Genomic DNA, 14,370 nt, shown 5'->3' with positions numbered 1-14,370 from the left:
GTTGTTGGTGTCTGGAGGTGTGCTTCGATATGATGCACGCCTACCGGGCCGGCAGGGGAAACCGTTTATGTAAGCTCTGCAGAAGCCGTGCCAAGGGCATCACCTGTTAAATCACTGATCCATGATGGGAATCTGGTTTTCTAATTAGTCACTGTGCATCTCGTTATGTCCATAGCTGATTACACGGGCCAATTTCCAAAGTCCATCTTTATATTGCCAAACATGAACAAATTTATAGGTGCCGCTGATTTTTTCTTTTTGACCCTTATTGGTATGGTAAAAATGATGAATACCAATTTCTACTGCACCATAACCTTTTAAAGGATAAACCTCAAGACTGCTTTTAATCAGTTCTCTGCGGATGTGATTTCCACGTTCACACATTTCTTTGATAGATAACAATTCTTTGTCAGCACCAACAGTAAGTCCGCCAAGATCGTGGTAAAATTCAAGATCTTCTTTAATGAATTTTCTATACGTTACCGTATCACAGTTGTTAAATGCCTGAAATAAAAGGCTATCTGCTTTGACCACTGCATTGTATAAACTGTCTGGAGTTGTAGTTTTCTGTGCAAAACTTACCTGGGTAAAAAACATTGCGAGCAGCACTATAAAGAAAATTTTGTAATTCATTTGGCTTGTTGATTATGGATTTTGATGATTTTTGAAAAGCTGAACTCAGCTCAATTGTTTTAATAATAGGCATTTCTGCTGTAAAGCTAGTCTAATTTGTCTGTTTTTTACGGCGACTTTATTTATATATTTTATTAACTTAAACTTATGAATGTTAGTCCCGATATACAGCAGGAAGCATTGTCGCTAATCGCCAGTAACCAAAAAATTGCCGCAGTAAAGTTAATCATGGATCATGTGCATTGTGGTTTAAAAGATGCTAAAGATTATGCCGATGGATTGCAGACTGGTAGCCAGAAACCGATAACAGACCCAGCTCATCTTGACGAACAATTGTTAGCCATTTTGAGCCAGGGCAATAAGTTAAATGCAATTAAATGTTATAAGGATGCTACAGGCGCAGGTTTGGCCGAAAGTAAAGATTATGTAGAAAAGCTAACGAAAAACCAGCTTGGAACCAATGTTGCTCAACAAAGTAGGGATACTGATATTAAAAACATCATCGCTGGTAATGCAACAGAAAATAACAGGCCGCTTAAAAGTTTTCTGGTTAAGCTGACAATCATTATCATAATAGCCATTGCCTTAACTTATCTCATGTTTAAAATCTAATCTTAAGCAGATTGCAATATTTCTGATAGAATGAAAATGTGGCGTTCAAAAATCTTATCTTGATTTTACACACAAATAAATCTTTAGAATATGAAAATTACACTTGACACAAAATCCCTTTTGTTGGGGTTCTTAGGCGCAGGCTTAATGTTTACGGCCATCAGTTTTAAAAACGGACAAGATCAAACTGGTGGAAGGTACCGCACCGAAGTAAATGCCAACAATCTTGTAGTTATCCTCGATACTGAAACCGGAAATTACATCATTGGCCCATCTGTGCAGCCAGCTGGGAAAGTACAATGGATAAAGGGCGAGTTTAATAAAACATTTAGCACCGCGGTTGACAATAAAAAAGAGCCGAGGTAGGGGTATTGTTGTTATCGCGGCAGGTCGTCATTTCGAGGAATAATTTATTTCATAAAAATCAATATAAATAACAGAGGATATTTTGCGGTGATAGGCTGCGAGAAATCGTCATTGCGAGAAGGCTTTTTCAGCCGGCGAAGCAATCTTTATGGCAAGGATCACTAGCAGCAAAGATTGCTTCGTCGTTCCTCCTCGCAATGACGACTCTTTATTGGCATACGTCATTGATAGAAGAGTCAAGTACCTTACTTAATAATTGGTTACTTTACACTTATCCGTTCCACTACAGGTTTTCCTGTAGATTCTTCAATGCCTTCAATTTCTCCATATTTTACATTCGGAAGCCAGAAGCTGCCGCCTTGAATCCTGATAAACAATCGGGTAACCCTGATAATCCGGTTGTTTATCGTTACCGAAACATGGTAGCTTTTATCGCTATATCTTTGCAGGTAAAATGGCAGTTTTTTATGCGATACAAACCTGAATTCATATTTATCGGCTCCAAGGGCCTTCGTATCGATACCATAGGCAAACTTCCGTTGGATATAACCGAGATCTTTTTTCTGCCCTTTTTCACCATAACGGATCCAATAAACCTGAATAGGGTCATCGGTATTAATACTCCCGTTTTCTTTGAGGTTTAGTGCGTAAATTAAAGTGTTCGTATTTGGATCGCGCTGGAGGTAAAAGAGCATATGATCTACATTTTTAGGTGTAGGAAAACTGAGCGGGGATGGATCTTTAGATTGTGCCCGGCTTTGATTGGAAAAATTAAGGAAAATTAAAGTGATTAAAAATATTTTAATTATCGTTCGGATTTTATTCTTTACTGAATGCATGGAAGGCTTTTAATTTTATAAATAAGAGCGATTGTATTGATCTCAGGTGCCTGTATTTTGTTCATCTTTATCATGAATTTCTTCATTGGATTGCTCTAGCTGTTCGTTATAAAGCCGATCTGATTCTGCTCTACAATTTTCATAATCATCTAATTTTTCGCAGGAGGTGTTTCCGTGGATCTCGAAAAAATCCCTGATGGATGGGTAATCAAAATATACCGACATATGAATGAGTTTTAATTGCAAGTTTCAGAAAGGGTAGCCGTCGATAGTCCGTCGAAAACAGTAAGAATCTGCTTTCAAACTCATCTTTTCTGCAATTGCAGAAGGAATTAGCACCTTGTTATGCAACAGGTTGCTAAGACATCAAAGGGCCATTCCCTCCGTCTTTCTTGATAAGTGTATATTAAACAATTTAATGTTTAGACGTCATGGACGGAATCGAACCGCCGTACTAGGTTTTGCAGACCTTTACCTAACCACTCGGCCACATGACTATATGATCCTTTCAAATAGCTTTATAAGTCACTTTTTGAAGAAGACTCAGCAAAAGTAAAAATTAATTACTATAAATTCTATAGAAATAGTAGTTTTTTGTAAGATTTGTGCTTCTTGAGATTTTTTTATTATTTAATTTGTTGATTATTAGTTGTTTGTGTTTTTACTGTATCGTCATTTCGAGCGGAGTGCAATGCCGTCGAGAAATCTAATGGAATAGATTTTTCTCCCGAAAGTTCGGGACTGCGCTTCATTCGATAGCTATCAGATCGAATGAGGCTTGAATTATGGATTGTCAATGATAGTCAGCGAAGCCCCCTTTCAATGCGTCCACTACACCATGCGCGCTGCTCAAAGCGCTTTGCTTAATGAGAAATTTGTCTTATTGAAAAATTATATTTCTGTAAATCAGTATGTTATGAATAAAGTCTATAAAATCTATAGGAATACTTGTGTAAAGTAAACAAAGTTTATACTTTTACAAAAAAATATAATAGTTCACTAGCAAATTTACGTTCGATATGAAACTCCGCAGACAACCTCAGCCATATTTTCTGATCAATTATTCAGATCAGTACAACTGCTGTTGCCGCTAATATAAACTAAGATACGGATCACCTGTTAAGGTTTTCATTCAGATATTCTTATAAAAATCCTGGTACCCCGGGGCCTTTTGATAGAATATTATGGTGGTCATGTATTTAAGTCAATAAGTTGCCGGGGTATCAGGAACGGCCTAACTAATCACCACCACTAGTTTAGGTTATTACTCTAATTAATTCACCACCATTAATTAGTTGATTTATAAAGAAGAAGGGAGAGTCAGTACTCGTTGAACTTCTAGCAACTTTCCATAGGAAAAAGTGCTCAAACTGATCTAGCAATAGATTATAAATTAACCAATAACATTAAACACATCGTTTCCTGTTAGGGATTTCATTAAGCAGAAACAACTGTATAAACAGCTTGTATCTATGCTGCCTGAATTTTTCTATGGAAAAATGTGCCTTGTTATTAAAAACTCTAAAACGATAGTGTTTAACTAATAATGATGATTATGAAAACGACAATTACCTCAAAAATTGCATGCCTAACCACCTCAGTACTGTTACTGGGCGGCATTGCATCAGCCAAGGTGGCAAAACCATTTCCTAAAGAAGGGATTTGGAGGGGCGAGTTTAGTGTAAGCGAATCAAAAGTGCCCTTTAACTTCGAATTAAAAGGTAAAAATCCTCAAACAGCCATTTTGACTTTAATTAATGGCTCCAGACGTGATGATTTTCATGTAGAACGACGTGGCGATGACTCCATTTATGTAAAAATGAATACCTATGATGCTGCTTTGGTGGCGAAAATTGAAACTGATGGGACTTTATCGGGCGAATACCGCAGTCTGGTACCTGGCTTTAGAGGCAATTCGCTGCCATTTGTAGCCGAACATGGTAAAAATTACCGCTTTGTCGAACCCGGTAAAGACGTGGCTCCGAAGCACAATATCTCTGGTAAATGGGAAATAAAAACTTATACCAAAGAAGCTGTACCTGCTTCGATCGCATTATTAAAACAGAACGGGAACAAGCTTACAGGCGTAATCATGACTGTTGTTGGTGATACCCGAGAATTGGAAGGCACCGTACAGGGCGATGAATTTGAATTATCTGGTTTTACCGGACCAAGTCCTTTTATTGTAAAAGGGAAAATAAACGATGATAACAGCATTACCGGAGAACAAGGATTTGGGATTTATAAAAACCTGAAATTTGACGGGCAACGCAACGAAAACGCCGAACTTCCTGATCCTTATAAACTTACTTTTCTTAAAGAAGGCTATAAAAAACTCGATTTTACTTTTCCAGATCTTGCCGGAAAAAATGTTTCCTTAAGTGATGATAAATATAAAGGTAAGGTCGTAATTATCGAGACAATTGGTACCTGGTGTCCAAATTGTACCGATCAAACTGTTTTTCTTTCTCCATGGTTTAAAAAGAACCAAAAACGTGGTGTAGAAGCCATTGCAATTGGTTTTGAACAAAAAGATGATCTTGAATATGCGAAATACACTTTGGGCAAATTGAAAGAAAAATATGGTATCACTTACGATATCCTTTTCGGAGGCATTGCCGATAAAAAAGTAGTGGCCGAAAAACTGCCAGCGCTAAATAAATTCATTGCTTTTCCAACAACCATCATTGTCGATAGAAAAGGAAATGTAAGAGAAATTTACACCGGTTATACCGGCACTGTAACTGGAAAATACTTTAACGACTATGAAACCAAATTCAATAAAGTATTAGATGAACTGATTGCTGAACCGGTACCCGAAAAACTGGCTTCGGTAGAAACACAAAAAAGTAAGTAACCTAAACCAACCAAACCAAAAAAATGTGAGGCTGCATCATATTGCAGCCCATATTTAACCTACACTCAAAACTTTACATGATGAAAACTAACTTTGCTAAAATGCAGGTGCTGGCACTGGCATCCCTCATTTCTACTACAGCCTTTGCTGTAAACAAGGTGCATGAAGAACCAAAAGTGGCCAAAAAATTTATAAAAGAAGGAATTTGGCGCGGTGTTTTTAAAGTTGCTGAAACAGAAGTCCCTTTTAATTTCGAACTAAAGGGAAAAGATGCAGAGCATGCCACATTTACACTGCTAAATGGTACACGGAGAGACGATTTCCATATCAAATATTTAGGACAGGATTCACTGTTTATCAAAATGAATACTTACGATGCAGCTTTGGTAGCCAAAATTGAAAGCGATGGACGGATCTCAGGCGAATATAGAAGCTTAGTACCAGGCTTGCAGGGCAATGCTTTGCCTTTTACTGCAGAGCAAGGTAAATCTTACCGCTTTGTTGAGCCCGGAAAAGATGTTGCGCCTACCGCAAATTTGACGGGAAAATGGGAGTTTAAAGGTTTTTCTAAAGAAGCCGTTCCAAACAAAGTTGCCATATTAAAGCAAGAAGGCAATAAGTTAACAGGTGTAATTATGCAGGTAACTGGCGATAGCCGTGAGTTGGAAGGTACCGTACAGGGAAATCAGTTTGTACTTTCTGGTTTTAGTGGTCCAAGTCCCAAAATTTATAAGGGTACGATTAACGAAGATGGTACACTTTCTGGCGAAATTAGCCAGGGCATTTACGATAACTTAAAGTTTACAGGCGTAAAAGATAATCAGGCGGAATTGCCAGATCCTTATACACTCACACATTTAAAAGAAGGCGTTAAAAAACTTGCTTTTACTTTCCCTGATCTGAATGGAAAGTCTGTTTCGTTAACGGATGATAAATATAAAGGTAAGGTTGTAATTGTGGAGTTGGTAGGTACCTGGTGCCCGAACTGTACCGATCAAACCGTATTCCTTTCGCCATGGTTCAATAAAAATGCCAAAAGAGGCGTAGAAGCCATCGCCATTGGTTTCGAACAGAAAGATGACCTTGAATATGGAAAATATACGCTGGGTAAACTACGCGATAAATACAACATTAAATACGATATCCTGTTTGGCGGACTGGCTGATAAAAGATTGGTTGCTGATAAACTTCCGGCTTTAAATAAATTTATCGCTTATCCAACCACCATTATTATTGATAGAAAAGGCGAAGTACGCGAAATATATACCGGTTACACCGGAACCGTTACAGGTAAATATTACGATGATTACGAGAAAAAATTCAATAAAGTTCTGGATGAATTAATCGCAGAACCAGTACCATCTGCTGCTTATTTTGAGGCACAGGCAAATGGAAAATAGCTAAACCACCTAAACTAAACACCATAAATAATATGTTACAGTATAAAACGATCGCAATTATTGCTACTACACTTGTAGCCTCATCTTTTACAGCTTTAAACGGGCCAAAACCTAAACTAAAGGTAGCTACGGAAACTCTTGTAAGGAAACTGGTAAACTATAAAGTTAGCCCTGAACAGAGTAAGTTAACCTGGGTGGCCAAAAAGGTAACCGGAGAACATTCGGGAACCATCAACGTTAGTTCCGGGTCTTTAGCCTTAGACAATAAAGTACTAAAAGGCGGCAGTTTCGAGCTCGATACCAAAACCATTGCGGTTACCGATCTTACTGATAAAGAAACCAATGCTAAACTGTTGGGTCATTTGAAAAGTGACGATTTTTTTGCGGTAGAAAAGTTTGGTAAAGCTAATTTTAACATTACATCGGTGCAAAGTACCGGTGCAGGAACTTATGATGTGAAGGGAAAGCTCACCATTAAAGGCATTACTAACGAAATCAGTTTTCCTGCAACAGTTAAGCAAGAAGGCAATAAAGTAATTGCAAATGCAAAAATTACGGTCGATAGAACCAAGTACGATATCAAATTCAGGTCTAAAAGCTTTTTTGAAAACCTGGGCGATAAAACCATCTATGATGATTTCGAGCTGAATGTACAGCTGGTAGCCAATAATTAAAATCTCTCTTGTTAGGTTAGTTGAGATGGGAGAGTCTGGTATTCTCCCTTTCGCTAGCTAAACAGGTAGGTCCGTCATCCCCAACTTGATTGGGAACCACGAAGTGCTCATCGAAGATAATCTTAATGCTTAAGCTTAACCAAAGGCTTTAAGATTCTCGCCTGCGCGGGAATGACGACCGATTAATGAAGACTACAATATTTCAATTAAGGGATGTCAGTCTGAGCGTAGTCGAAGACCCGTTAAATAATTCCGAACCGAATACACTAATGAAAAGAAGCAAAATAATAATTTCCCTGTCCTTAGTTTTAGTGGTGTTTTTAATGGCCGGATTTGGTGCAGACGATCCCACTGTAATTAACAGTAAGGAACGTTTAGGCGAAAAGCTGTTTTTTGATCCGATTCTTTCTAAAGATAAAAGCATTAGCTGTGCTTCGTGCCATAAACCGGAATTTGCTTTTGCAGATACATCAGCGGTGAGCTTAGGTGTAGGGGGAACCAAAGGAACGCGTAATTCGCCATCGGTAACCAATCTTTCGGGCAGACCAAGCCTCTTTTGGGATGGCAGAGCCGCTTCCTTGGAGGATCAAGCCCTGCAGCCCATTATTAATCCTGTAGAAATGAACCTGCCTATTGCCGATGCCATTGATCGCTTGCAAAAAGACAAGGATTATGCAGCACTATTCCAGAAGATTTTTAATTCGCCACCTACACAAAAGTATTTGCTACTGGCCATTGCCTCTTTCGAAAGAACATTAGAAACCGCAAACAGCCCTTACGATCGGTATATTAATGGAGATGACAAAGCCATCTCCGAAAATGCAAAGCGCGGCAGGATGTTGTTTATCGGAAAGGCCAACTGTAACAATTGCCATTCGGGTGAAGATTTTACTGCCGACCGTTTTAAAGGAATCGGGTTATTTAATGAATTAGAACTGAAAGACCAGGGTAGATTTGAGGTCACGCATAACCCAGAGCATAAAGGGCATTTTAAAATCCCTGGTTTAAGAAATGTTGGGATTACTGCACCATATATGCACAACGGGATGTTTAAAACCCTAAAAGAAGTGATCCAATATTACAATAATCCAGATGTGGTAATCAAAAATGGGAAAAACAGGGATCTTTCTTTAAATAAACCATTAGGCTTGAGCGAAAATGAAATAAACGATATAGAGGCTTTTTTACTTTCGCTTACCGATGATCGGTTTCAAAAACAAAAATGATAAAATAGGCAGAGTTCGATCAAAAATCTTTAAAACTTAATTTTTAACACATTTTTCCACTAAAAATGAGGTGGATGGCCATTGGTATGTCTATTCCAAAATAAACAACATGAAGAAAAAACTACTTTTAATATTATTATTGAGCGTACTTACCTACGCGCAAATATCTGCCCAACAAAGAGTTATTACCGGGGTAGTTGTTTCTGCTGAAGATAAATCTCCTTTGCCGGGTGTATCGGTAAAGATCAAAGGGCTTGATGGTTCTACGGTTACCGATAAAGATGGTGCATTTAAAATTTCTACTAAAAACGGGCGATTTATCGAGGTTTCTTATATCGGTTATAAAACTGCTACTATCGAAATTGGATCAGCTACCAAGTTAAACGTTTCGCTCGAACAGGCCGACAATACCTTAAGCGAATTACAGATTGTTGGCTCGCGGAATGCCAACCGCACTAAACTTAATTCACCCGTTCCGGTGGATGTAATTGATTTAAAAACTTTACAGCAAAACTCTCCGCAAGCTAGCGTAACACAGCTGCTGCAATATGTATCACCTTCCTTTCATTCGTCTGTTTCTGGTGGTGGCGATGCGGCATCAGCAACTTCTACCGTTCAATTAAAAGGTTTGGGCGTAGATCAGGTATTGGTTTTGGTAAATGGTAAAAGAAGACATAAAAGCTCGAACATTAGTTGGGGTGGTTTGGGCAATGGTGCTACCGGATACGATCTGAATGCCATTCCTGTAGGTGCGATAGACCGTATTGAGATTTTAAGGGATGGTGCTGCAGCGCAGTATGGATCGGATGCCATTGCGGGGGTAATCAATGTGGTATTAAAAAGCAATGCGGATGAAATAACCGCAAGTACCATCGAAAGTATCCGCCGAAGAGGCGATGGATTAACCACCAGAACAAATGCGAATATTGGCCTTAGATTGGGCACAAAGGGATTTCTTAATGTTACTGGCGAATATGCTACACAGGCGGTATCACTTCCTTCCGGAAATTATTCTGATGGCATTTACATCGGTCCGGCTTATGGTGGAGGAGCCAATACAAGGGGCTTCGATCAGATTTATACCAAAGAAATTGATGACGCCATTATTGCCAGCCGTGGTATCGATCGGCATTTTTTTGATCAGCGTGGCTCTACCAATAAATCGAAAGATGGTTTATTGGCATTTAATGCTGCTATTCCGTTGAAAGATGGTTTTGAAGTGTATTCATTTGGTGGCATCAGTCACCGCAATTCGCAGTTTACGGCTGTGTACCGTTTGCCAGGATGGACAGAACGGAATAATACTTTCGTTTACCCTGATGGATTTTTGCCAGCCATGGATAACATCATCACCGATCAGTCTTTTGCGGTAGGGGTAAAGGGAAAGGTGAGTGGCTGGAATTTTGATGTTTCTAATGTGTATGGACGTAATGCTTTCGATAATATTATCAGCAATACGCTGAATGCCAGTTTAGGTCAAAAAACACCGCGGACTTTTAATGCGGGCAGTTACAATGCTTCGCAAAACAGCGGAAGTTTAGATTTTTCCAGGAAATTTGATAAAGTACTTAAAGGATTGAATGTTGCTTTTGGTGGGCAGTATCGTGTAGAAACCTATCAGATTATTGCAGGTGAAGAAGGTTCTTATTCAAAAGCTGATCTGAGCACTATTTACTCTATTGGTTACACCACTGGGGGAATTCCGTATTTTGTAGCTGCGGGAAGTACACCTTTAAACGGACTTTCTCCTGGTTCCCAGATTCATGCAGGTTTCAGGCCTTCGAACGAAGTAAATGTTAAACGTTCTATTTCTGCTGCTTATGCAGACCTCGAATTGAATGTAACTGATAAATGGCTTTTATCAGGTGCGGTAAGGGTAGAGAATTATTCTGATTTTGGTAGCGTAACTACTTATAAAGCGGCAACCCGTTACGGTTTTGCAAAATGGCTGGCGGTTCGAGGCGGCTTTAATACAGGTTTTAGAGCGCCCGATCTAGCCCAGTTTTACTATACTGAAACCTCTACCACTTTTCAGAATGGTGTCGCAATAGATCAGGTTACGGCAAACAATGTAAACCCGGCTACAAAAGCCCTCGGAATCCCATCACTTCAACCCGAAAAATCGAAAGGTTATTCTGCCGGAATCACTTCTCAACCGATCCAAAATGTAGAAATCACCATTGACGGTTATCAGGTAGATATTAATGATCGGGTAGGTAATACCGGACGTTTTTCTGCAACAGATAGCAATCTGCCGGCAGATGTAAGGGCATTATTTGTACAAACCGGTACCGTACAGGCCAAGTTTTTTTATAACTCTTTTAGTACCAGAACCAGAGGGATCGAATTTACCGGAAGTTACCGCTTCTTGCTTCCAAACGGAGGAAATGTAGCCTTTCTGGCTGGTGCAAATCTGCAAAAAACTACCCTAACAAAAGTAAATACGCCCAAAGGATTAGAAGCTTATCGTTATATCATTTTTGACGAAAGTGAAGAGGTACGGGTAACCCGGAGCATTCCAAAAACCAAAGTTACCCTTCAAGGAACCTACAACATCAACAAGTTTAACTTTTTATTGCGTAGCGTATATTTTGGATCAGTATCGGCAGTGAGCCAGTTGAATGCAAACTTTCCTAAACCTGACTATTATTATCAGACCTACAGCCCAATCTGGATTACCGATATCTCAGCAGGGTACAGGATTACCCCTGTGCTGCAGGCAACAGTTGGTGTAAATAATCTGTTCAATGTGCTTGGCGATTATTCTATTCCTGCCCCTGGAAGCAATATTACGAGAACAAATTCACCAAGTGCTGCGCAATCTGGTACGAGTACAGGTTTACAACCATTTATCAGACTTTCGGCCACTTTTAAATAAAATGAAACACATGAGAATTTATAAATTTCCAATATTATTTTTTGCATTGGCCATTACTTTGTTTACTTCTTGCAAAAAGACAGATTACCTGGACATCAATGCTGGCGATCGACCGGCTTTAAGTGCTAAAGTGAAGTTTATCAATGCACGGCAATCAACCCTAGCGGTTAATTTCTGGGATTTCACCCGAAAAGTTACTGCCACCGCACTTCAACGGAATACGGCTACTGGTTATCTCGATACCCAGTTCGGAAAGGTACAGTTCAACCTCACCGAAGGCACGGAAGCTTCATATAAAGCCTCTTACATCTTCGGAGGCAGTGCAAATTTTGTACAGGAAACAAATTCGGCGTCGTTTGCTGGTCCGAATGGGCCTATTGCCAATTTTGCCCACAGTTTGTTCACGGTGAAGAAAAGATTAACCAGTACTTTAAATCCTGGTAATATCGACAGTTTGATCCTCGTTTATGATGACCTTACGCTTCCTGCAGCGGGAAAAGCCAAAGTCAGGTTTGCCAATTTTTCGCCGGATGCACCAAAAGTTGACTTTACTTATGCCGCGGGCACGGAAATATTTACCGGTGTGGCCTATGGCAATTTTGGCAACCAGACGATCATTCCTTATACCTCTGGAAAAGCTCCTGCTGTTATTGAAGGCTTAACGTGGAAAACACTAGGGCCTTTTAAGGAGGTAGATGCAGGTACAAACCTAAGTTTAGTTATTAAAGATAATACGACTAAGGCAGTTATTCCTTTAACAAACAGTGCTTTAAATGCCGCTACTTTCGAGGCCGGGAAAATTTATACGGTTTATATTAACGGTACAGTGGGAGGAGCACCATCGATTACAGCTACTATTATTACACATAATTAACATCATCACGATGTATAAAAAAACTCCTGGTTCATAACAGGTTTATATTTGGTTAGAAAAAGGGGCATATCTGGATAGAATGCCCCTTTGTTATTTTAGAAATCTTGTCATCCTGAACGCAGTGAAGGATCTTTTAATTGTTTTCACCATATAGCGTTAGTTAAATTTTAAGATGTAATGTGGGTATTTAAAATTAGAGCCGTCACCCTGAATTCATTTCAGGGTCTATTTTGCATAAAAGATGCTGATCCCGAAAATTCGGGACAGCATGACGATCGCGTTAAGAAGAGTTACAAAAATTAATCACTACGAATAAAAAAGTTACCCCAACTTCCTCCCCGTATTAATCACATTAACCCCGTTAAACCGGGTTGTAGCGCTGCCATGCGAAACAGCACTTGCTTGCCCTGGCTGACCTTTCCCATCCGAAAATGTTCCGCCCAATCTGTAATCGTTTTTATCGCAGCGTTGCACGCAGGAGTTCCAGAATTCTTGCGTATTGGCCTGGTAGGCCGCATCTTTAAACATCCCTACAATTTTGCCTTCTTTAATTTCGTAAGCTAACTGCGCGCTGAATTGAAAATTATAACGTTGCTGATCGATGGAATAAGAATTTCGCCCGAACATATAAATGCCTTTCTCTACATTTTTAACCATATCAGCAGCACTTAAAGCCGCATTTCCAGGTGCCAATGAGACATTAGGCATCCTTTGAAATTGGATACTTTCCCAACTATCGGCATAACAGCAGCCCTGTGATTCTTTTAATCCTAAAATATGTGCCTGATCGCGGATGGTCTGATAATTTACCAAAATTCCGTCTTTAATGATGTCCCACTGGCCACATTTTACACCTTCGTCGTCGTAACCTACTGCGCCCAAAGAGCCTACTTCGAGCTTATCAGCAATGATGTTTACTTCTTTGCTGCCGAAGTTGAATTTTTTACTTTCCCATTTATCCAAAGTTAAGAAACTAGTGCCTGCATAATTGGCTTCGTAACCTAAAACACGGTCTAACTCTGTCGGGTGACCAACAGATTCGTGAATAGTTAAAAATAGGTGAGAGGGATCTAAAACCAGGTCATATTTCCCTGGAGCGATGGGTTTTGCTTTTAGTTTTTCATCCACATGTACCGCGGCTTCACGAACATCTTCCAAAATATCGTAACGCTTTTTGTACATCGTAACCGGGCCACCTTTAATTTTTTCTTCGTCTTTAGGTTTCAGGTATTCAAAACCCATGCCCATTGGCGCGCTTAAAGCATTCCTGGTTTCGAACTTGCCGCTTGCTGCATCTGTTTTAGTTAAGGTAAAGGTTGGCCAGATCCTGTGGATATCCTGATCGATATAGGAACCATCGGTTGAAGCAAAATATTTCTGCTCATTAATCATAAACAGATTGGAACTGATGTATTTTGCACCGCCTTTCATCGCCTCACTGTTTACCTTTAAAAGAAGATCAACTTTATCTGCAATGGGTACCTCAAAGGCATTGATTTCAATAGGTGTTATCCAGCTTATTTCGCCATATCCTTTTTGTGCAGCTAATTGAACAGGTTCTTCCATGAGTTTGGAATTTCCTTTGGCAATGGCTACGGCAGCTTCTGCGGCTTTAGCGATGCTGGCATTATCCAGGTTATTGGTTGCCGCAAAACCCCAGCTTCCATTGGCAATAACACGCACACCTAAACCATAAGATTCTGAATTGGAGATGTTTTCTACTCTTGTCTCTCTCGTGGCCACAACCTGGTTTAAGTACCTCCCTATACGTACATCAGCATAAGTTGCACCTTTGCTTTTTGCGGCGTTTAGCGCAACATCAGCCATTTTTTTCTTTAAGGCGACATCAACAGGTGTTAAAGATTCTTCAACAGAAATAATTTTGCCAAAGGCAGGTATGTTAGGTATCATGGTGGCACTAAGGCCAACCCCTGTCATGTATAAAAAATCTCTTCTTCTCAATTTTAAATGTTTTTGTTTTATAACAAGGTCGCCATCTCGACTGGAACGC

The 14,370-nt window shown here is 39.6% G+C and carries 12 protein-coding genes, 1 tRNA gene and 2 riboswitches; of the genes, 8 read left to right on the top strand and 5 right to left on the bottom strand.

Annotated features, from left to right (window positions below; genetic code table 11):
• Window positions 1-144 precede the first annotated feature (144 nt).
• Window positions 145-633: a nuclear transport factor 2 family protein gene (locus tag QF042_RS19810; protein ID WP_307531622.1), complete on the bottom strand. Its 489-nt coding sequence runs from the start codon at window positions 631-633 to the stop codon at window positions 145-147.
• A 147-nt stretch (window positions 634-780) separates the two neighbouring features.
• Here QF042_RS19810 and QF042_RS19805 point away from each other — a divergent pair, with 147 nt between their 5' ends.
• Together QF042_RS19805 and QF042_RS19800 are read left to right on the top strand one after the other, a co-directional pair.
• The gene (locus QF042_RS19805) at window positions 781-1,245 is read left to right on the top strand and encodes a hypothetical protein (protein ID WP_307531620.1); all 465 of its coding nucleotides are present in this window, start codon (window positions 781-783) and stop codon (window positions 1,243-1,245) included.
• Between the two features lie 90 nt (window positions 1,246-1,335).
• Window positions 1,336-1,611, top strand: a complete 276-nt coding sequence (locus QF042_RS19800; protein ID WP_307531618.1) for a hypothetical protein — start codon at window positions 1,336-1,338, stop codon at window positions 1,609-1,611.
• Between the two features lie 260 nt (window positions 1,612-1,871).
• On the opposite strand, the gene QF042_RS19795 is transcribed toward QF042_RS19800, so the two are convergent.
• The 3 genes from QF042_RS19795 to QF042_RS19785 form a co-directional block, all read right to left on the bottom strand.
• Window positions 1,872-2,450 carry a DUF4833 domain-containing protein gene (locus tag QF042_RS19795; protein ID WP_307531615.1) on the bottom strand — a complete coding sequence of 193 codons (579 nt, stop codon included), beginning with the start codon at window positions 2,448-2,450 and terminating at the stop codon, window positions 1,872-1,874.
• A 42-nt stretch (window positions 2,451-2,492) separates the two neighbouring features.
• Window positions 2,493-2,675: a hypothetical protein gene (locus tag QF042_RS19790; protein WP_307531613.1), complete on the bottom strand. Its 183-nt coding sequence runs from the start codon at window positions 2,673-2,675 to the stop codon at window positions 2,493-2,495.
• 77 nt (window positions 2,676-2,752) lie between these two features.
• A riboswitch (SAM riboswitch) is annotated at window positions 2,753-2,852 on the bottom strand.
• Between the two features lie 24 nt (window positions 2,853-2,876).
• A tRNA-Cys gene (locus QF042_RS19785) sits at window positions 2,877-2,947 on the bottom strand.
• 800 nt (window positions 2,948-3,747) lie between these two features.
• Window positions 3,748-3,845, top strand: a riboswitch (SAM riboswitch).
• Window positions 3,846-4,005: 160 nt separating this feature from the next.
• Between QF042_RS19785 and QF042_RS19780 the strand changes: the two genes are divergently transcribed.
• The 6 genes from QF042_RS19780 to QF042_RS19755 all read left to right on the top strand — a co-directional run bounded on the left by QF042_RS19780 (window position 4,006) and on the right by QF042_RS19755 (window position 12,359).
• Window positions 4,006-5,307: a peroxiredoxin gene (locus tag QF042_RS19780; protein ID WP_307531611.1), complete on the top strand. Its 1,302-nt coding sequence runs from the start codon at window positions 4,006-4,008 to the stop codon at window positions 5,305-5,307.
• An 80-nt stretch (window positions 5,308-5,387) separates the two neighbouring features.
• Window positions 5,388-6,707 carry a peroxiredoxin gene (locus QF042_RS19775; protein ID WP_307531610.1) on the top strand — a complete coding sequence of 440 codons (1,320 nt, stop codon included), beginning with the start codon at window positions 5,388-5,390 and terminating at the stop codon, window positions 6,705-6,707.
• A 32-nt stretch (window positions 6,708-6,739) separates the two neighbouring features.
• Entirely contained in the window at window positions 6,740-7,381 is a 642-nt protein-coding gene (locus QF042_RS19770; RefSeq protein ID WP_307531608.1) for a YceI family protein, read from the top strand.
• Window positions 7,382-7,650: 269 nt separating this feature from the next.
• A complete protein-coding gene (locus tag QF042_RS19765; protein ID WP_307531605.1) occupies window positions 7,651-8,607 on the top strand; it encodes a cytochrome-c peroxidase in 957 nt (318 codons plus the stop codon).
• 109 nt (window positions 8,608-8,716) lie between these two features.
• Window positions 8,717-11,485 carry a TonB-dependent receptor gene (locus QF042_RS19760; protein ID WP_307531603.1) on the top strand — a complete coding sequence of 923 codons (2,769 nt, stop codon included), beginning with the start codon at window positions 8,717-8,719 and terminating at the stop codon, window positions 11,483-11,485.
• A 10-nt stretch (window positions 11,486-11,495) separates the two neighbouring features.
• Window positions 11,496-12,359, top strand: coding sequence for a DUF4397 domain-containing protein (locus tag QF042_RS19755; RefSeq protein ID WP_307531601.1), 864 nt, complete (start codon window positions 11,496-11,498; stop codon window positions 12,357-12,359).
• Window positions 12,360-12,680: 321 nt separating this feature from the next.
• Here QF042_RS19755 and QF042_RS19750 read toward each other — a convergent pair whose 3' ends face one another.
• Window positions 12,681-14,321: a TldD/PmbA family protein gene (locus tag QF042_RS19750; protein WP_307531599.1), complete on the bottom strand. Its 1,641-nt coding sequence runs from the start codon at window positions 14,319-14,321 to the stop codon at window positions 12,681-12,683.
• Window positions 14,322-14,370 lie beyond the last annotated feature (49 nt).

The sequence above is a fragment of the Pedobacter sp. W3I1 genome (assembly GCF_030816015.1).
Taxonomy (GTDB): domain Bacteria; phylum Bacteroidota; class Bacteroidia; order Sphingobacteriales; family Sphingobacteriaceae; genus Pedobacter.
This window is presented reverse-complemented; position numbering and strand designations above follow the sequence as displayed.